The sequence below is a fragment of the Streptomyces sp. UNOC14_S4 genome (genome assembly GCF_020740835.1).
GTDB lineage: Bacteria > Actinomycetota > Actinomycetes > Streptomycetales > Streptomycetaceae > Streptomyces.
The window spans coordinates 1-17,710 of sequence record NZ_JAINFC010000112.1 but is presented as its reverse complement, the minus strand read 5'-3'; the positions used below and the strand labels follow the sequence as shown (position 1 = coordinate 17,710).

At 72.5% G+C, this 17,710-nt stretch carries 13 protein-coding genes and 1 pseudogene; 7 read left to right on the top strand and 7 right to left on the bottom strand.

From position 1 onward, the window contains the following. The 6 genes and pseudogenes from K6I34_RS13105 to mce all read right to left on the bottom strand — a co-directional run. Positions 1–246, bottom strand: a pseudogene (locus tag K6I34_RS13105) (hypothetical protein); the annotation flags it as partial. Between the two features lie 287 nt (positions 247–533). After that, complete coding sequence (locus K6I34_RS13100; RefSeq protein ID WP_229325531.1) at positions 534–1,310, bottom strand: ABC transporter permease; 777 nt, start codon at positions 1,308–1,310, stop codon at positions 534–536. A 3-nt stretch (positions 1,311–1,313) separates the two neighbouring features. Continuing rightward, positions 1,314–2,315: an ATP-binding cassette domain-containing protein gene (locus K6I34_RS13095; RefSeq protein WP_229325529.1), complete on the bottom strand. Its 1,002-nt coding sequence runs from the start codon at positions 2,313–2,315 to the stop codon at positions 1,314–1,316. 170 nt (positions 2,316–2,485) lie between these two features. Beyond that, entirely contained in the window at positions 2,486–3,424 is a 939-nt protein-coding gene (locus K6I34_RS13090) for a hypothetical protein (RefSeq protein WP_058046316.1), read from the bottom strand. Positions 3,425–3,550: 126 nt separating this feature from the next. Then, positions 3,551–8,305 carry a polarized growth protein Scy gene (gene scy / locus K6I34_RS13085; protein WP_229325527.1) on the bottom strand — a complete coding sequence of 1,585 codons (4,755 nt, stop codon included), beginning with the start codon at positions 8,303–8,305 and terminating at the stop codon, positions 3,551–3,553. Between the two features lie 179 nt (positions 8,306–8,484). Then, positions 8,485–8,925, bottom strand: a complete 441-nt coding sequence (gene mce, locus K6I34_RS13080) for a methylmalonyl-CoA epimerase (RefSeq protein WP_229325525.1) — start codon at positions 8,923–8,925, stop codon at positions 8,485–8,487. A gap of 138 nt (positions 8,926–9,063) precedes the next feature. On the opposite strand from mce, the gene K6I34_RS13075 reads away from it, so the two are divergent. From K6I34_RS13075 to K6I34_RS13055, 5 genes are all read left to right on the top strand, one after another. Then, positions 9,064–10,281, top strand: coding sequence for an acetyl-CoA C-acetyltransferase (locus K6I34_RS13075; RefSeq protein WP_229325523.1), 1,218 nt, complete (start codon positions 9,064–9,066; stop codon positions 10,279–10,281). Positions 10,282–10,356: 75 nt separating this feature from the next. After that, positions 10,357–11,352: a methylmalonyl Co-A mutase-associated GTPase MeaB gene (gene meaB / locus K6I34_RS13070; protein WP_229325521.1), complete on the top strand. Its 996-nt coding sequence runs from the start codon at positions 10,357–10,359 to the stop codon at positions 11,350–11,352. A gap of 42 nt (positions 11,353–11,394) precedes the next feature. Further along, positions 11,395–11,892 carry a peptidylprolyl isomerase gene (locus K6I34_RS13065; protein ID WP_229325520.1) on the top strand — a complete coding sequence of 166 codons (498 nt, stop codon included), beginning with the start codon at positions 11,395–11,397 and terminating at the stop codon, positions 11,890–11,892. A 136-nt stretch (positions 11,893–12,028) separates the two neighbouring features. After that, on the top strand, positions 12,029–12,601 hold the full coding sequence (locus K6I34_RS13060; RefSeq protein ID WP_229325518.1) for a Uma2 family endonuclease: 573 nt from the start codon (positions 12,029–12,031) through the stop codon (positions 12,599–12,601). A 17-nt stretch (positions 12,602–12,618) separates the two neighbouring features. Then, positions 12,619–12,990 carry a MerR family transcriptional regulator gene (locus K6I34_RS13055; protein WP_229325516.1) on the top strand — a complete coding sequence of 124 codons (372 nt, stop codon included), beginning with the start codon at positions 12,619–12,621 and terminating at the stop codon, positions 12,988–12,990. Positions 12,991–13,149: 159 nt separating this feature from the next. Here K6I34_RS13055 and K6I34_RS13050 read toward each other — a convergent pair whose 3' ends face one another. Continuing rightward, on the bottom strand, positions 13,150–13,893 hold the full coding sequence (locus tag K6I34_RS13050; protein WP_229325514.1) for an alpha/beta fold hydrolase: 744 nt from the start codon (positions 13,891–13,893) through the stop codon (positions 13,150–13,152). A 182-nt stretch (positions 13,894–14,075) separates the two neighbouring features. Between K6I34_RS13050 and K6I34_RS13045 the strand changes: the two genes are divergently transcribed. Next, the gene (locus tag K6I34_RS13045) at positions 14,076–15,608 is read left to right on the top strand and encodes an amino acid permease (protein ID WP_229325512.1); all 1,533 of its coding nucleotides are present in this window, start codon (positions 14,076–14,078) and stop codon (positions 15,606–15,608) included. A gap of 71 nt (positions 15,609–15,679) precedes the next feature. Further along, on the top strand, positions 15,680–17,695 hold the full coding sequence (locus tag K6I34_RS13040; RefSeq protein WP_229325510.1) for a transglycosylase domain-containing protein: 2,016 nt from the start codon (positions 15,680–15,682) through the stop codon (positions 17,693–17,695). Positions 17,696–17,710 lie beyond the last annotated feature (15 nt).

The following is a 17,710-nucleotide window of genomic DNA, read 5'->3' as shown; positions in this document are numbered from 1 at the left end:
GAGCTTGTGGTGGAGCTGTGCGGGGGAGGCGTTGGAGCCGACGGCGATCACGGGGTGCCGGTGCCCGCAGGGCACCGGCAGGACGTCGTCGAGCGTCTGTCCGGTGGGGGTCCGCCACGCGCCCGGCTGTGTCCCGGGCTCTGCCCGGAGGGGGAGCAGGCTGTCACCGAGGAGCAGTACGGGTGCCTGGGCGGCGGTGCCGGGGTAGTGCAGCGGTTGCTCGGCGGGTGCGGCGCCGAGGGCCATGGTTGCCTCCTGTGTCCGTTTGGCTGTGCCTGCTGGGGTGCGTCTTGCGCTCGGCGCGCGGCCGCGGGTCCGCTGTGCTGCGCCTACCGGGTTGCCTCTTGCGCTGTGCGTGCGGCTGCGGGTTCGGTGGGGGCTTGTCGCGCAGTTCCCCGCGCCCCTGACGGGGCGCTGCCCGGCTGCGGCCCCGAGCCCCTGGCGGGGCGCAGCCCCGGGGGTCCGGGGGCGGAGCCCCCGGAAAGCACCCGTTTCCCAGCCGCGCCCATTCCGTCAGCCCGCCCGGCGAGGGCTTACGCATCGCGTTTCTTCAGGACCGCGTAGCCGCCCGCCAGGGACGCCGCCACCCACAGGACCATGATGGCGAAGCCGCCCCACGGGCCGTACGGGGCCTCGTCGTCGCCCACGCCTGTGATCACCTGCATGACCTTGCGGCCCGCCTGGTCCGGGAAGTACTGGGCCACCTTCTTCGTGGCGGGGACCGCGCTGAGGATGTTGGAGATGAGGAAGAAGAACGGCATCAGAATGCCGAGCGAGAGCATCGGGCTGCGCAGCATCGTGGCGACGCCCATGGCGAAGACGGAGATGAGCGTCATGTAGAGGCCGCCGCCGACGACCGCCCGCAGGACACCCTGGTCGCTGATCGACGCCTTGTGTTCGCCCAGCATGGCCTGGCCGAGAAAGAACGAGAGAAAACTCGTGACCATGCTGACGACCAGCGCGAGCAGCGTCGCAATGGTGATCTTGCTGAAGAGAAAGGTGGCGCGCTGCGGAACGGCCGCGAGAGAAGTGCGGATCATTCCGGTGCTGTATTCATTCGCGACGACCAGCACCCCGAAAACGATCATTGCGAGCTGGCCGAGTCCCATACCCGCGAAACTCGTGAAGGTCGGATCGAAACTGATCTTCTCTTTCATGGACAGCTTGTCGAACTGGCTCTTCGTGAGAGCGCTGATCAGCGCGCCGAGGGCGACCGTCACCACCAGGGCGAGGCCGAGCGTCCACACCGTGGAGCGCACGGATTTGATCTTCGTCCATTCCGACCGGAGGACCTGCGTCGGCACCGACATCGCTCAGGATCCCTTCTTCCGCCAGTCGGCACCCCAGCCGCCCTGCGCCCCCGGTGGTCCGGGAGGGGGAGGCTCCTCTCCCGGACCACCGGGGACCGGCGCGCTGTGCGCGTGGTACTCCACGGACTCGGCGGTGAGCCGCATGAACGCCTCCTCCAGCGAGGCCCGCTGGGGGCTCAGCTCGTGCAGCACCAGCTGGTGCCGTGCCGCGAGCTCGCCGAGCCGGGCGGCCTCCGGGCCGTCCACCTCCACCGCGCCGTCCCCGGTGGTCACCGCCCTGAACCCGGCGCCCGAGAGCACGTCCAGCAGCCGCTCGTGCTCGGGCGAGCGCAGCCGGACGTAGCTGCGGGAGTTCTGCGCGATGAACTCCGCCATGGACGTGTCGGCCAGCAGCCGCCCCTGCCCGATGACCACCAGGTGATCCGCCGTCAGGGCCATCTCGCTCATCAGGTGCGAGGAGACGAAGACCGTACGCCCCTGGGCCGCCAGATTCTTCATCAGATTGCGGATCCAGTGGATGCCCTCGGGATCCAGGCCGTTGACCGGCTCGTCGAACATCAGGATCCGCGGGTCGCCCAGCAGCGCGCCCGCGATGCCCAGACGCTGCCCCATGCCCAGCGAGAAGCCCTTGGAGCGCTTCTTGGCCACCGCGGTCAGGCCCACCGTGTCCAGCACCTCCGCCACCCGCGCCGGGGGGATGCCGTTGCTCTGCGCCAGGCACAGCAGGTGGTTGTGGGCGCTGCGCCCGCCGTGCATCGCCTTGGCGTCCAGCAGCGCGCCCACGACCTTCAGCGGGTCCTTCAGCTGCCGGTAGTGCCTGCCGTCGATGAGGACCGTGCCCGCGGTCGGGCTGTCCAGGTCGAGCATCATGCGCATCGTCGTGGACTTGCCCGCGCCGTTGGGCCCCAGGAAGCCGGTGACGATCCCGGGCCGTACGGTGCAGGTGAGGCCGTCCACGGCGAGCTTGTCGCCGTAGCGCTTGGTCAGGCCCTGCAGCTCGATCATTCAGCCACGGTAAGGGGGCGGGCACCGGCCCGCCACCGGTCTTTCGCCATCCGCATGGCGTGGCGGCGGCGCGGTCGCCCTCCCGGCGCAACACCGACGCCCCGGGCACGCTCTGACGGGCGGCACCCGGGGCGTCGGTGTACGGGGGTTCGCGCGGGGGAGGCGGCCGGTCAGCGGCTCTGCTGCGCGGGCACGCCGCGCGAGATCGGCTCGTCGTCCCCGGGCACACCGGCCGCGGCCACCGCCGCGCCGGTCAGCGTGGCCAGCATCTCGCGGACGTTGGTCAGCTGGGCGTTGATGCTGTCGCGACGGTTCGTCAGCGCCGCCAGCTCGCGCTCGGACTCGCTGCGGATCCGGTCCGCCTTGGCGTTGGCGTCCGCCACGATGTCCTCGGCCTGGCGCTGCGCGGTCTCCACCGTCTGGCGGGCCCGGCGCTCGGCGTCCGTGCGCAGCTTCTCCGCCTCCAGGCGCAGCTGCTCGGCACGGTGCTCGATCTCCGCGAGCCGCTTCTCCGCCTTGGCCTGACGGGAGGCCAGGTCGCGCTCGGACTGCTCGCGCCGCTTGGCCAGGTTGGTCTCGAAGTCCGCGGCGGCCTGGGCGGCCTTCGCGCGGGTCTCCTCGAAGAGGGCGTCCGCCTCCTCGCGCTTGGACTGGGCGTCCTTCTGCGCCTCCGCACGCAGCTGCGCCGAATCGCCCTTCGCCTTCTCGACGATGCGGGCGCCCTCGTCCTCCGCCTTCGCCTTGCGGTCGGCGGCGAACGACTCGGCGTCGTTGCGCACCTGCTGGGCGGCGGACTCCGCGAGCTCACGGTGCTGCTCGGCGGCGCGCCGGGCCTCCTCACGCAGGTCCTTGGCCTCTTCCTCGGCCAGCCGGAGGATCTTCTCTACCCGTGCGCCCAGCCCCGCATAGGAGGGCTCCGCGTCGTTGACCTGGGCCTGGGCATTCTGCGTTTCGAGGTGGAGTTCCTCGATGCGCTTTTCCAGAGAGGTGATGCGGGCCAGTGCGCTGTCACGGTCGGCGACGAGCTTCGTAATGCGGTCGTCCACCTGGCCGCGGTCGTATCCGCGCCGCACGAGCTCGAAGCCGAAGGGGGAGGAAGTGTCACTCATGGGGTTCCTGTCATAAGAGACCGGTGAGGTGATAGAGGGAATCCTAGGGGCGCGAGCGGCGTGTCATCGAGTAGAGCGTTGCAGAAGGCCCGGCGGATCTAGAAAATGTCCCCTCGATTGAGTGGCCTACTTCTGGGACTGCCTGCCACCCGAACGAGTTGCACCCGCACCCGCCGCCGCCTTCACCCCGCCCTCTTTGGCGCTTCCCGACCCCGGGGCTTCAAAAGACTCCAACGCTTCCAGCACGTCCTGGACACGGGAAATCTCGGCATTGATGTCCTCACGGCGCTTCACCAGCACCGCCAACTCCCGCTTTCCTTCCTCCACGAGACGCTCGGCCTCCTGCGCACCCTCGGTGCGCAGGCGCTCCGCCTCCCGTACGGCGGCGGCCCTGGTCTCCTCCGCCTCCTTCAGCAGCGCCTGGGACTCGCGCATGACCGCGGCCTTCTTCTGCTCGGTCTCCTTGAGCAGGCCCTCCGCCTTCTTCACGGCGGCGATACGCACCTTGCTCGCCTCGCTGTTGGCGTCGGAGACCAGCTTCCCGGCCTTCTCCTCCGCCTCCGCGAGCTGCTCGGTCGCCGCGGCCACGAGCTTGTCGCAGCGCTCGCCCGCCGAGGCCATCGCCTCGGCCGCCTCGCGGCGGGCGCGGTCGTGCAGCTCCTCGACCTCGCTCGCCACCCGGGCGCTCATCTCGTCCGCCCGCTCCCTTATGGCCGTCGCGTCCCCGCGGGCCTCGGCGAGCAGCGTGTTCGCGTCCGTACGGGCCTGCTCCACCAGCCCGTTGCCCTCGCCGGTGGCCTCCGCGACGATCCGCTCGGCCTCCCGGCGGGCCACGCCCACCATCGTGTCGGCCTGCTCCTCGGCCGCGGCGGCGGTCTTCACCGCCTCCTCCTGCGCCTTGGCGATCAGGGCGTCGGCCTTCTCGGCGGCCTCGGTCAGCTTCTGGGCGCCCGCGTCCCGCGCGGCGTCGACCGTCCGCTCGGCCTCCTCGCGGGCCGCGCCGAGCACCCGCTCGGCCTCCAGGACGGCGTCGGCCTTCAGCTTCGCCGAGTCGGCGCGGGTGCTGTTGGCGTTCTCCTGGGCGGCGGCCAGCGCCTCGGCGGCCTCGGCGGCCATCCGCTCCGCCTCCGCCGTGGCCTCGGTGATCAGCTCGTCCGCCTGCTGCGCGGCCTCGCTGCGGCGGGTGTTCGCGGCCTCCCGCGCCTCGTCCGCCGTCCGCTCGGCCTCGCGCTGCGCGGCCTGAAGCGCCTCGGCACCCTCGGTACGCAGCCGGTCGGCCTCCGCCCGGGCGTCGGCCCGGGTGCGCTCCGCGGCCTCGTCGGTCTCGGCGCGGTGCTTCTCGGCGGCCTTGCGCGACTCGTCGGCGGCGCGCCGCGCCCGCGCGGTCAGCTCGTCGGCCTCCGCCCGCGCGTCGGCCGTCGTCCTTGCGGCCTCGGCCTTCGCCTCGGCGAGCAGCTCCTCCGCCTTGTCGGCGGCCTCGGCGCGGTGCGCCTCGGCGGCGGCCTTCGCCTCCTCGACGATCCGGTCGGCGTCGTCCTGCGCGGACGAGGTCAGCTCGGCCGCGGCGTTGACGATCCGTTCGGCCTCGGCGTGGCCCTCGGTCCGCATCCGGTTGGCGTCCTCGCGGGCCTCGGCACGCGACCGCGCCGCGTCCTGCTCGGCGCTCGCCAGCGCGTCGGACGCGTCCGTACGCATCTGCTTGGACTTCTCGGACGCGTCGGAGACCATGCGCTCCGCCTCGGCGGTCGCCTTCGCGACCGCCGCCTTGGCGGACTCCTCGGCCTCCTCCACCGTGCGGGCCGCCTCGGCGAGCAGCCGCTCGGCCTCCGCGTCGGCCTCGGCGCGGTGCTTGGCGGCGGCCTCGCGGGCCTCCTCGACCGTGCGGTTCGCCTGCGCGACGAGCTTCTCGGCCTCCGTGGTCGCCTCGGTGATCAGCTCGTCCGCCTGCTGCGCGGCCTCGCTGCGGCGGGCGTTCGCGGCCTCGCGGGCCTCGTCCGCCGTACGGCCGGCCTCCTCCTGCGCGGCCTCCAGCACCTCGGCGGCCTCGGCGCGCAGCCGGTCCGCCGCGGCGTCGGCCTCGGCCCGGGTCAGCTCCGCCTGCTCGGCGGCCTCCGCCCGCAGGCCGTCCGCGTCCGTACGGGCCTGCTCCACCGTGGACTCGGCCTCGGTGATCAGCTTCTCGGCCTCGGACATCGCCTCGGCGAGCAGCTCGTCCGCCTGCTCGGCGGCCTCGGTGCGGCGGGCGTTCGCCTGCTCGCGCGCCTCGTCCAGCACCCGGGCGGCCTCCGCCTCCAGGCGCTGCCCCTCGGCGATCGCCTCGGCGACCGTGCGCTCCGCGAGCGCCTTCGCGGCCTCGGACGCGGCCTGGGCCTCGGCCCGGGTGCGGGCGGCGTCCTCACCGGCGCGCTCGCGCTCCGCGTACGCCTCGGCACGGACCCGGTCGGCCTCCACCTGGGCGTCCGTGACCGTCCGCTCGGCGTTGTGCTCGGCGGCCGAGCGCAGCCCGGCGATCTCCTCCTCGGCCTGCTCGTGCAGCCCGGCGACGGAGTCCCGCACCTGCTGGGCGGTCTGCTCCGCGGCGGCCACCAGCTCGGCGGCCCGCTGCTCCGCCTCCTCGACCAGGCGCCGGGCCTCGTCCTGCGCCTCGGCGACCCGCTTGCGCGCCGACGCGAGGAGCTCCTCGCTCTGCTCGCGCGCCGCCTCGCGCTCCGCCTGCGCCTCGGTCCGGGCGTCGCCCAGCAGCTCCTCCGCCTCGCGGCGGCGCCGGGCGGCCTCCTCCTGGGCGGCGGCCAGCGCCTCGGCGGCCTCGGCGGCCGTGCGCTCCGCGGCGGCGTTCGCCTCCGCGCGCATCCGGTCCGCGGCCTCGCGCGCCTCGGACTTCACACGCTCCGCCTCGGCGGCGGCCTCCTCGCGCAGCCGCGCGGCCGTGCTCTCGCCCTCGGTACGGGTGGCGGACGCCTCCTCGGCGGCCTCGGCACGCAGCCGCTCCGCCTCCTCCTCGGCCTGCGCCTGGAGCGTACGCGCCCGCTCGGCGGCCTCGGTCCGGGTCCGCTCCGACTCCTCCGCGGCCTCGCGGCGCAGCTTCTCCGCCTCCGCGCGGGCCTCGCGCAGCGCCTCCTCGGCCGACTCGACGCGCGCCGCGGCCTCCTCGTGCAGCCGCGTCAGCTCGGTGTCGGCCTCGGCACGGCGCGCCTCGGCGGCCCGCTCGGCCTCCTCGCGCAGCTGTTTGGCGGCCTCGGCGGCCTCGCCGCGCACCCGCTCGGCGTGGTCCTCGGACTCCTCGGCCATCTCCTCGGCCTCGGTCCGGGCCCGCTCCAGCAGCTCCTCGGCCTGCTTGCGCAGCGCGGCGGCCCGCTCGGCGGCCTCGCCGCGCACCCGCTCGCTCTCCGCGGCCGCGCCGCCGCGCGTCTCCTCCGCGTCGGCCTTGGCCTTCGCCAGCAGCTCCTCGGCGGTGCTGGCCGCCTCCTCGATCTGCTGGAGCGCCTCGCGCCGGGCCTCGCCCCGGACGCGCTCGGCCTCCTCGGCGGCCTCGGCACGCAGCCGCTCCGCCTCGCCGCGCAGCCGCCGCGCCTCCTCCTGGAGCTCGACGGTCTTGGCGCGGTACTCCTTGGTGTCGTCCTTCGCGGCGCCCTTGAGCTGCTCGGCGGTGTCCGCCGCCTCCGCGCGCAGCCGGTCCGCCTCGGCCTCCGCCTCGCCGCGGATGCGCTCGGCCTCCGCCGCCGCGGCCTTGGTGGTGGCCTTGGCGTCCTCCGACGCCTTGGTCAGCACCTCCTCCGCCGTACGGGCCGCCTTGGCGAGCTGGGCCGCGGAGTCCTCGGCGGCCTTGCTGCGGGCCTTCTCCGCGGTCTCCGCCAGCAGCCGCTCGGCCTCGGCGCGGGCGTCGTCGCGCAGCTGCTCGGCCTCGGCCCGCAGGGCCTCGGCGTCCTTCGTGGCCTCGCCGACCACCCGGGCGATGTCGGCCTTGGCCGTGCGGGAGCGCTGCTCGTACTCGGTCTCGGCGGCCGCCAGCTGCCGGCCGGCCGTCTCCGTGGCCTCCGTGACCAGCTTCTCCGCCTCGGCGCGCGCCTCGCGCAGCGCCGTGTCGGCCTCCTGGACGCGGGCCTCGGCGGTGCGCGTCAGCTCCGCCGCGGCCGCCCGCGCCTGGTCGGCCTCCGCGCTGGTGGCCGTCCGCAGCCGCTCCGCGTGGTCGGTGGCCTCCTGGGCCTGCGCCCCCGCGGCCGCCAGCATCCGCTCCGCGTCCGCGCGGGCCCGGCGCAGCAGCGCGTCGGCCTCGGCGCGGGCCTCCTCGGTGGCCATGGCGAGCCGGGTGCGGGCCTGCTCGGTCAGCCGCTGGGCCTCGGCGCCCGCCGCGGCCAGCGACTGCTCCGCCTCCGCGCGGGACTCCTCCATGAGCCGCCGCGCCTGGGACTCCGTACGGGCCCGCAGCTGCTCCGCCCACGCCACGTTCTCGTTGACGTGGGACTCCACCGTCTGGCGGCGCTCGTTGAGCTCCTCGTCCAGGCGCTGGCGGCGGGCCACGGCCTCCGCGTGCAGCTCGGACTCCATCCGGGCCTGGCGCTCGGCCTGCTCCTGGAGGAGGCGCTGCGTCTGGGCGCGGGCCTCGCGCAGCTCGCGCTCGGCGTCGGCGCGCATCTGGTCGGCCTGGATCTGGGCGTTGCGGAGCATCTGCTCCGCCTGGTAGCCCATGTCGGCGCTGTCGTACGCCGGACGGTGGGCGAGGTTGCGGCGCGCCTCGTGCAGCTTGGCGCGCAGTACCTCGACCTGGTAGCCGAGGTCGTCGGCGTGCTGGACCGCCTTCTCCCGCTCCTTCTTCAGCCGCTCCATCTCGGCTTCGAATTGCGAGAGGTGGTCGTCAGCCTCGTAGCGGTCGTTGCCCCGCACTGCGCGGTCCCATCCGTCCCCTGGTCGCGTTGGCGGCCGGCCCCGTCCCGCGTCGCCGGGAGAAAACCCGGAGCCTGCCCTTCCGAAGAAATGGTGTCAGATCATCGGTAACAGCCAGGCCCGGGGCCCCACCCCGTACCCGGCCGAACCTGCACTCTACCGGCCGGGGGAGGAAGGGGTCAGTGCTCCGGGTCCGCCGGGGGCGCCGAAGTGACCAGTTCGGTCAGTACGCCGTGGCAGTCCTTGGGGTGCAGGAAGGTGATGCGGGAGCCCATGGAACCCGTACGAGGGCTCTCGTAGAGGACGCGTACGCCCTTGCCGCCGATCGCGGCGGCGTCGCCGTCGACGTCCGGCGTACCGAACGCGATGTGGTGAACGCCCTCGCCGTTCTTCGCGAGCCACTTGCCGACCGCGGAGTCCGGCCGGGTGGGCTCCAGCAGCTGCAGATACGAGGCCCCGCCGTCGGAGGTGTCGTTGATCTTGAGCATGGCCTCGCGCACGCCCTGCTCCTCGTTGACCTCCGTGTGGAACACCTCGAAGCCGTACGTGGCACGGTAGAACTCGACGGTGGCGTCGAGGTCCTTGCAGGCGATCCCGATGTGGTCGATGCGCGTCAGCATGGAAGCAAGTGCACTCCGGGAACGCCGGTTACGCAACGTGCGCGCGATCACACCACCGGCCCGGTGACCCGGGCGCCTACCGCTCAGTACATTGACGGGAACCATCGTTAACCTCTCCGCTCGAAGGGGCCGCCCCTCATGACTGGTACCAAGGGTTCGACCGGCACCACCTCAGTGATCGTCGCGGGCGCCCGGACGCCCATGGGCAAGCTCCTGGGCTCGCTGCGGTCCTTCTCCGCCGCGGACCTCGGCGGGCTGGCCATCAAGGCCGCCCTCGACCGGGCGGGCATCGGCGGCGACCAGGTGCAGTACGTGATCATGGGCCAGGTGCTCCAGGCGGGCGCGGGCCAGATCCCGGCCCGGCAGGCGGCGGTCAAGGGCGGCATCCCGATGAGCGTGCCCGCCCTCACGGTCAACAAGGTCTGCCTCTCCGGCCTCGACGCCATCGCCCTCGCCGACCAGCTGATCCGCGCCGGCGAGTTCGACGTGGTGGTCGCGGGCGGCATGGAGTCCATGACCAACGCCCCGCACCTGCTGCCCAAGTCCCGCGAGGGCTACAAGTACGGCTCCATCGAGATGATCGACTCGATGCACCACGACGGGCTCTCCGACGCCTACGAGGGCATCGCCATGGGCGAGTCCACCGAGAACCACAACACCCGCCTGGGCATCCGCCGCCCCGAGCAGGACGAGATCGGCGCCCGCTCCCACCAGCGCGCCGCCGCCGCCCAGAAGAACGGCATCTTCGAGGCGGAGATCACCCCCGTGGAGATCCCGCAGCGCAAGGGCGACCCGGTCCTCTTCAGCAAGGACGAGGGCGTGCGCGGCGACACCACCGTCGAGGTGCTCGGCAAGCTGCGGCCCTCCTTCGCCAAGGACGGCACGATCACGCCCGGCACCTCCTCGCAGATCTCCGACGGCGCCGCCGCCGTGGTCGTGATGAGCAAGGCCAAGGCCGAGGAGCTGGGCCTGCACTGGATCGCCGAGATCGGCGCCCACGGCAATGTGGCCGGTCCCGACAACTCGCTGCACTCCCAGCCGTCCAACGCGATTCTGCAGGCCCTGGGCAAGGAGGGACTGAACGTGGAGGACCTCGACCTCATCGAGATCAACGAGGCGTTCGCGGCGGTCCTGGTCCAGTCGATCAAGGATCTGGGCGTTTCCCACGAAAAGGTGAACGTCAACGGCGGTGCCATCGCCCTCGGCCACCCCATCGGCATGTCCGGCGCCCGGGTCGTCCTCCACCTCGCCCTGGAGCTCAAGCGGCGCGGCGGCGGCGTCGGCGCGGCCGCGCTGTGCGGTGGCGGCGGCCAGGGCGACGCCCTGATCATCCGCGTCCCCGGCAACGGCAGCTGACGCACGCCCGAGTACGCCCGGGCAGGACCGAGCACGACTCCGAGCACGGCAGGGAACATCGGAACGGAGCAAGGCATGGTGGACGTCCCCGCGCTGGTCGAGCAGGCCCGGGAAGGCAGGCCGCGGGCCGTCGCCCGGCTGATCTCGCTGGTCGAGGGGGCGTCCCCGCAGCTGCGCGAGGTGATGGCGACCCTGGCGCCGCTGACCGGCGGCGCCTACGTCGTCGGCCTCACCGGCTCGCCCGGCGTCGGCAAGTCCACCTCCACCTCCGCCCTGGTCAGCGCCTACCGCAGGGCCGGGAAGCGGGTCGGCGTGCTCGCCGTCGACCCGTCCTCGCCGTTCTCCGGCGGCGCCCTGCTCGGCGACCGGGTGCGGATGTCCGAGCACGCCTCCGACCCCGGGGTCTACATCCGCTCCATGGCCACCCGCGGCCACCTCGGCGGCCTCGCCTGGGCCGCCCCGCAGGCCATCCGGGTGCTGGACGCGGCGGGCTGCGACGTGATCCTCGTGGAGACCGTCGGCGTCGGCCAGTCCGAGGTCGAGATCGCCTCCCAGGCCGACACCAGCGTCGTCCTGCTGGCCCCCGGCATGGGCGACGGCATCCAGGCGGCCAAGGCCGGGATCCTGGAGATCGGTGACGTCTACGTGGTCAACAAGGCCGACCGCGACGGCGCCGACGCCACCGCGCGCGAGCTCAACCACATGCTCGGCCTCGGCGAGGCCCGCGGCCCCGGCGACTGGCGCCCGCCGATCGTCAAGACCGTCGCCGCCCGCGGCGAGGGCACCGACGAGCTCGTCGAGGCCCTGGAGAAGCACCGCGCGTGGATGGAGGAGCGCGGTGTGCTCACACAGCGCCGCGTCGCCCGCGCCGCGCGCGAGGTCGAGACCATCGCCGTCACCGCCCTGCGCGAGCGCATCGGCGACCTCCACGGCGACCGCCGCCTGGACGCCCTCGCCGAACGCATCGTGAACGGCGCCCTCGACCCCTACACGGCGGCGGACGAACTCGTGGACGGGATCACCAACAACGGCGGGGAGCCGCTGGTGACGGCACCCCCGGCGGAGGGCTGAGCCTCGCGCGCCTTCCGAGGCCGCTGTGACAGGATTGCCCTCATGTCTTCCAACGTTTTCTTCGACATCACCATCGGCGGCAAGGACGCGGGCCGCATCGTCTTCAAGCTGTACGACGACGTCGTCCCGCAGACCGCCCGCAACTTCCGTGAGCTGGCCACCGGCCAGAACGGCTTCGGCTACGAGGGCTCCGGCTTCCACCGCGTCATCCCCGAGTTCATGCTCCAGGGCGGTGACTTCACCAACCACAACGGCACCGGCGGCAAGAGCATCTACGGCGAGAAGTTCGCGGACGAGAACTTCAAGCTGAAGCACGACAAGGTGGGCCTGCTCTCCATGGCCAACGCCGGCAAGAACACCAACGGCTCGCAGTTCTTCATCACCACGGTGCTGACCCCGTGGCTGGACGGCAAGCACGTCGTCTTCGGCGAGGTCGTCGAGGGCATGGACATCGTGAAGAAGATCGAGTCCTTCGGCACCCACTCCGGCGCCACCAAGGCCGAGATCAAGATCGCGAAGTCGGGCACCGTCGACGCCTGATCCTCCGGATCGCTTTCCTGACCCCGGGCGGGCCGGTCACCGGCCCGCCCGAGTCATGTCCGGGGTCCCGGGGCGTTCGGCTCCCCGGCCCGGTACGGTGGTGATCGACCGGCCACCGACGAGGAGGTGGGCAGCCGTGGCCCTTCCCGAGCTGCATCCGCGCCCCGGAAACCTGCGTGAGGTCGCCGAGCGCATCGAAGCGTCCACCGGGCTGCGAGTCGAGATCATCGGAGGCAGCCTCGTGATGTCCCCCACCCCGCGCGGCAAGCACGCCGGTACCATCCGCCGCCTGCGGGTCCAGATCGAACCCCACCTGCCCGCGGGTCTGGCCTCCTACGAGATGTCGTCGGTCGCCATGCCGGAGGACCCGGACGACTACGCCACGCCCGATCTGACGGTGCTGCCCGTGGAGTGGGACGAGGACGACTCCTGGCTCGCCGACCCCGGTGACGTCGCCCTGGCCGTCGAGGTGATCTCCCAGTCCGAGAAGGCCAGGGACATCACGGACAAGAACGGCTGGTACGCCCGGGCCGGGGTCGCCGTCCTGCTCGTCCTCGACCCCCGTACCGGCCGCTGGACCCTCCACACCCGCCCCAAGGACGGGGAGTACCGCGGCCAGTTGCACGGCGTGTACGGGGAGGCGGTCGACCTGCCCGCCCCGCTGCCGTCCCCGGTCGACACCGGTGTCCTCCCGCGCTACGGCTCCTGACCACGGCGGGGGCCGCATTGCGTATCGGAGAACTGTCCAGGCGGACGGGCGCGAGCCCGCGGGCGCTGCGCTACTACGAGGAGCAGGGGCTGATCGCGCCGGACCGCCGCCCCGGCGGGTACCGGGAGTACACGGAGCGGGATGTGGTGACGGTGCGTCATATCCGCACCCTGCTCGCGGCCGGGCTCGGCACGGCGGCGATAGCCGAGGTCCTCTCCTGCACGATCGTGGAGGAGGGCGAGCTGCTGCCCGCCTGCCCGGAACTCGTCTCCGGCCTCACCCAGGAGCGGGACCGCATCACCGGCTCGATAGGCGAACTCCAGCAGGCACTGGGCCTCCTGGAGGCGATCATCACGAGATGGAACGAGCAGACGTACAGCGCCCCGTAAGGGGCGCGGGGAACTGCGCGACCAGCCACGACGCAACCGGCAGCCGCGCACCGGGCTCATGGGGCAGCCCAATAGGCGCCGCACAGCGGCCCGCAGCGGCCCCGCGGCCCCGCGGCCGCGCGCGGAGCGCAAGAGGCGCCCACGAGGCGCCGCCAAAGCTCACCCCCGCGCGATCCCGTCCAGCAGCGCGGCCAGCGCCCCCGGCGCGGAGAACATCGGCCAGTGCCCCGTCGGCAGATGCCACAGATCCATCGCCGCCAGCGGCGCGAAGAGCGGGTTCCCGGTGGCGGCGAGCTCCCGTACCGCCTCCGGCGTGAACGTCGTCGCGATCAGCGAGCACGGCATGCCGGACGGCTCCCCGGCGCGCTCGAACGGATCCGTCGCCGTACGGAACGGCTGCGGCGTGCACAGCGCCCGCATCCGGTCCAGCTGCTCGCCCGTGAGCCCGGCCAGGTTCTCCGGGTCGTCGGCCGGGTCGAACGCGGGCACCGGCAGCCGCCAGCCGTCGCCCTCCTCGGCGACCTGCCTCCGCCAGCTCTCCTGCGTCCCGGGGTCGTTGAAGTCGATGACGCCCATGCCGGGCGGGAGCGGGGCGGTGTCCACGTAGACGAGGCGGGCGACGCGCCCGGCGGGGAGGCGGTCGGCGGCGCCGGTGACCGGCTGGTTCGCACCGCTGTGGCCCACCAGCACCACGTCGCGCAGACCGCCGTCCTCGATGACGCGGACGACGTCGGCGATGTGCGTCTCCACGCCCACCCCGGGCGTGGCCTCGCCCGCCCGGTCCGCCAGTCCGGTCAGCGTGACCGGGTGCACGTCGTGTCCGGCGGCCCGCAGCTCGCGCGCCACGTCCTCCCAGGCCCACGCGCCGAGCCAGAATCCGGGGACGAGAACGAACGTGGACATGCTGCTTACCTCTTCCGTCGCCGTGCGGGGCCTGCGCTTCCGACGGTACGTCAGATATAGGACACCAGGTGTCCGCATGGAGGACGGCCGGACTGTCCGGCGCGACCCTCTTGTCACCCGCGCCCGTGAACCTCATGCTCGTCCCCCTGCCCGTCGCGTACCGACGACCCGATGAGGACGCCATGCCCAGATCCGGGAACGGCTCCGGCAACGCCGACGAACGCCGTCTGCACGAACTGGGCTACGCCCAGGAACTCCAGCGCAGCATGTCCGCCTTCTCCAACTTCGGTGTGTCCCTGACCGTCGTCTCGGTCCTCTCCGGCTGTCTGACGCTCTACGGCTTCGGCATGCGGACCGGCGGGCCCGTCCTGATCGTCTGGGGCTGGCCGCTGGTCGGGGTCATGACGCTGCTCGTGGCGCTGTCGATGGCGGAGGTCTGCTCGGCCTATCCCACGGCCGGTGGGCTGTACTACTGGTCGGCGAAGCTCGCCGACCGCCACCAGGCGGCCTGGTCCTGGTTCACCGGCTGGTTCAACTTCCTGGGCCAGGTGGCCGTCACCGCGAGCGTCGACTACGGCGCGGCCACCTTCCTCAACGCGCTGCTCGGTATCCAGGGCTGGTACGCGGTCTCGACCGGGCACACGGTCGTACTCTTCGCCGCCATCCTGCTCGTGCACGGACTGCTCAACCAGTTCGGGGTGGGACTGCTCGCGCGGCTCGGCGACATCAGTGTGTGGTGGCACGTCCTGGGCGTCCTGCTCATCGTCGGCGTGCTCGCGTCCGTGCCGGACCGCCACCCGTCGGCCTCCTTCGTCTTCGGGCACTTCGCCAACGACACGGGATTCTCCTCCAGTTGGTACGTCGCGGCCCTCGGCCTGCTGCTCGCGCAGTACACCCTCACCGGGTACGACGCCTCGGCGCACATGACCGAGGAGACCCGCGGCGCCGACCGTTCGGGGCCCCGCGGCATGGTGAAGGCCGTCGTGGTCTCCCTGGCCGCCGGCTGGGTCCTGCTCATCGGCCTGACCTACGCGATCCAGGACTACACGGCCGAGGCGGGCGCGGACGTGCCGCCCGCCCAGATCTTCGTCGACGCGGTGGGCGCGGGCACCGGGAAACTGCTGCTGGTGGTGGTCACCGGCGCGCAGCTGTTCTGCGGGCTGGCCTCCGTCACCACCAACTCCCGTGTGATCTACGCCTTCGCGCGCGACGGCGCCCTGCCCGGCTCGCGGTTCTGGCACCGCATCAACCCGCGGACGCAGACCCCCACCAACGCGATCTGGCTCGCGGTGGCCGGGGCGTTCCTGCTGGGCCTGCCGGCGCTGTGGAACGACACGGCCTTCGGCGCCGTCACCTCGATCTCCGTCATCGGCCTCTACATCGCCTATGTGATCCCCACCTTCCTCCGGCTGCGCAAGGGCGACGCCTTCGAACGCGGGCCCTGGCACCTCGGGCGCTGGAGCACGCCGGTGGGCGTCGGCGCGGTGGCGTGGGTCTGCTGCGTGACCGTCCTGTTCGTCCTCCCACAGTCCTCGCCCGTGACCTGGGAGACCTTCAACTACGCCCCCGTCGCCGTGCTCGCGGTCGCCGGTTACGCGGGAGCCTTCTGGCTGGTGTCGGCACGCCGCTGGTTCACCGGCCCGCGGGTGCAGGGCACCCCCGAGGAGCTCGCCGCACGAGACGCATCCGCCTCGGTCGTCACAGAACGCTCATAGAAAACCGCCAACCGCTCCACACCTCGTGCTCGTCTCCCTCACCGACACCGATATCCAGGAGCGGTCGGACCGTGGGCAAGAGGCGGCAGAAACAGGAACACCGAGCACATCCGGAGAAGCGGGAGAAGAGGGACAAGCGGGAGAAGCCGGCGAAGCGGCTGAAGCGCCACGCGCGCGGCAGACGGTTCGTCGACTACCCGCGCCGCGGCAGAAGCGGCCCGCGCCGCTGGCTGCCGTCGTGGCGGCTGGTGGTGTGCACCGTCGCGCTCGGGGTGGGCGGCCTGGCCGGGCTGTTCGCCTGGGTGTACGCGAGCGTGGACATCCCCGACGAGAACGCGGCCGCCGTCCAGGAGGCCAACACGTACTACTGGGCGGACGGCAGCCAGATGGTGAGCCTGGGCAAGGTGAACCGCAATATCGTCCGCCTCTCCGACGTGCCGGAATCCGTGCAGAACGCGGTGATCGCCGCCGAGAACGAGGGTTTCTACAGCGACCCCGGAGTCTCCGTCAAGGGCATCTTCCGCGCCGTCGTCAGCGCGGTGAAGGGCGAGGAGACGCAGGGTGGTTCCACCATCACGCAGCAGTACGTGAAGAACACGTATCTCTCGCAGGAGCAGACGCTCACCCGCAAGGCCAAGGAATTCATCATCTCGCTCAAGGTCGACCGGACCAAGAGCAAGAAGGACATCCTCCAAGGCTATCTCAACACCAGCTGGTTCGGCCGCGGCGCGTACGGGATCGAGGCCGCCGCGCAGGCGTACTACGGCATTCCGGCGAAGAAGCTCGACCCGGGCCAAGGGGCCGCGCTGGCCGCGCTGTTGAAGGGGGCCGAGCTCTACGACCCGGCGACGAGCCGCGGCAACCACGAGCGTGCCGAGGACCGCTGGAAGTGGATTCTCGACCGCGAGGTCAAGGCCGGGCTGATGTCGCAGGAGGACCGCGAGAAGTACCGGACCTTCCCGGAGCCGCACAAGCAGTCCATGTCCACGAGTCTCGCGGGCCAGACCGGTTATCTCGTCGACGTCGCCAACAAATACATCAAGGCGCACTCGACGCTCACCGACCAGGACCTCGCGCACGGCGGCTATCGCATCCACACCACCTTCGACAAGAAACAGGTGGCGCGGCTCACCGCGTCCGTCGACTCCGTCCTGGCGAAGGACATCGACCCGAAGAGCCGGGAGTCGGACGAGAACGTCCAGGTCGGCGCCGCCTCCGTGCGCCACTCGGACGGCGCGATCCTCGCGCTCTACGGCGGGCCCGACGCGACGAAGCAGTTCATCAACAACGCGGACTCCTCCGGGGTGCCGGTCGGCTCCGCCTTCAAGCCGTTCGTCCTCGCGGCGGCCCTCCAGCACGGCGCGGAGGCGAAGGACGGCGGCCGGACGGACGTGCACTCCGGGGATTTCTACGGCAACGAGGGGAGACTCCAGAGCCCGGCCGGGACGGCGGTCCCGGACGATTCCCACCCGAGCCTGCGGCAGGCCCTCGCGAACGGCGGCAACGCCACGTATGTCCGCCTCGGGAAGGAGGTCGGACTGGAGGCGGTGAAGGACACCGCGGTCCGCTCGGGCCTGCTCAAGGACAGCATGGCCCAGCTGGAGGAGACCTTCTCCGTCGGCACGTCCACACCCAGCGCCGTCCGCATGGCGGGCGCGTACGGCACCTTCGCCAACCACGGCCTCCAGAACGACCCCTACTCGGTGACCAGGCTGACCAAGGACGGCGAGGCGGTGGGCGGCTTCGAGGAACGCGCCAAGGCCCGCCGCGCCCTCGCCCCCGAGGTCGCCGACGAGGTCGCGGACGCCCTGCGCGAGGTCGGCGCCAAGGCCCTGGGCGAGAACGCCGCCCGCGCCGTCGGCGCCCCCGTCGCCGCGGGCCGCACCGGCGACCAGGACCGCCTCAAGTCCGCCTGGTTCGTGGGCTGGGCGAAGGACACCTCCACCGCCGTGACGATGTTCCGGATGAAACCCGAGGACGGCCGGCTGCTGCCGATGTCGGACGTCGGCGGCGACACGGAACAGCGGGGGAACGCCTTCCCGGCGAAGATCTGGGCGGACTACATGGGCGCAGACCCCATCGGGTGAACATCAAGAGGGGAA

Coding starts and splice junctions, on each gene's coding strand:
- K6I34_RS13075 (WP_229325523.1), top strand. CDS start 9,064: ATGACTGGTACCAAGGGTTCGACCGGCACCACCTCAGTGATCGTCGCG.
- K6I34_RS13090 (WP_058046316.1), bottom strand. CDS start 3,424: ATGAGTGACACTTCCTCCCCCTTCGGCTTCGAGCTCGTGCGGCGCGGA.
- meaB (WP_229325521.1), top strand. CDS start 10,357: ATGGTGGACGTCCCCGCGCTGGTCGAGCAGGCCCGGGAAGGCAGGCCG.
- mce (WP_229325525.1), bottom strand. CDS start 8,925: ATGCTGACGCGCATCGACCACATCGGGATCGCCTGCAAGGACCTCGAC.
- K6I34_RS13050 (WP_229325514.1), bottom strand. CDS start 13,893: ATGTCCACGTTCGTTCTCGTCCCCGGATTCTGGCTCGGCGCGTGGGCC.
- K6I34_RS13045 (WP_229325512.1), top strand. CDS start 14,076: ATGCCCAGATCCGGGAACGGCTCCGGCAACGCCGACGAACGCCGTCTG.
- K6I34_RS13065 (WP_229325520.1), top strand. CDS start 11,395: ATGTCTTCCAACGTTTTCTTCGACATCACCATCGGCGGCAAGGACGCG.
- K6I34_RS13100 (WP_229325531.1), bottom strand. CDS start 1,310: ATGTCGGTGCCGACGCAGGTCCTCCGGTCGGAATGGACGAAGATCAAA.
- K6I34_RS13095 (WP_229325529.1), bottom strand. CDS start 2,315: ATGATCGAGCTGCAGGGCCTGACCAAGCGCTACGGCGACAAGCTCGCC.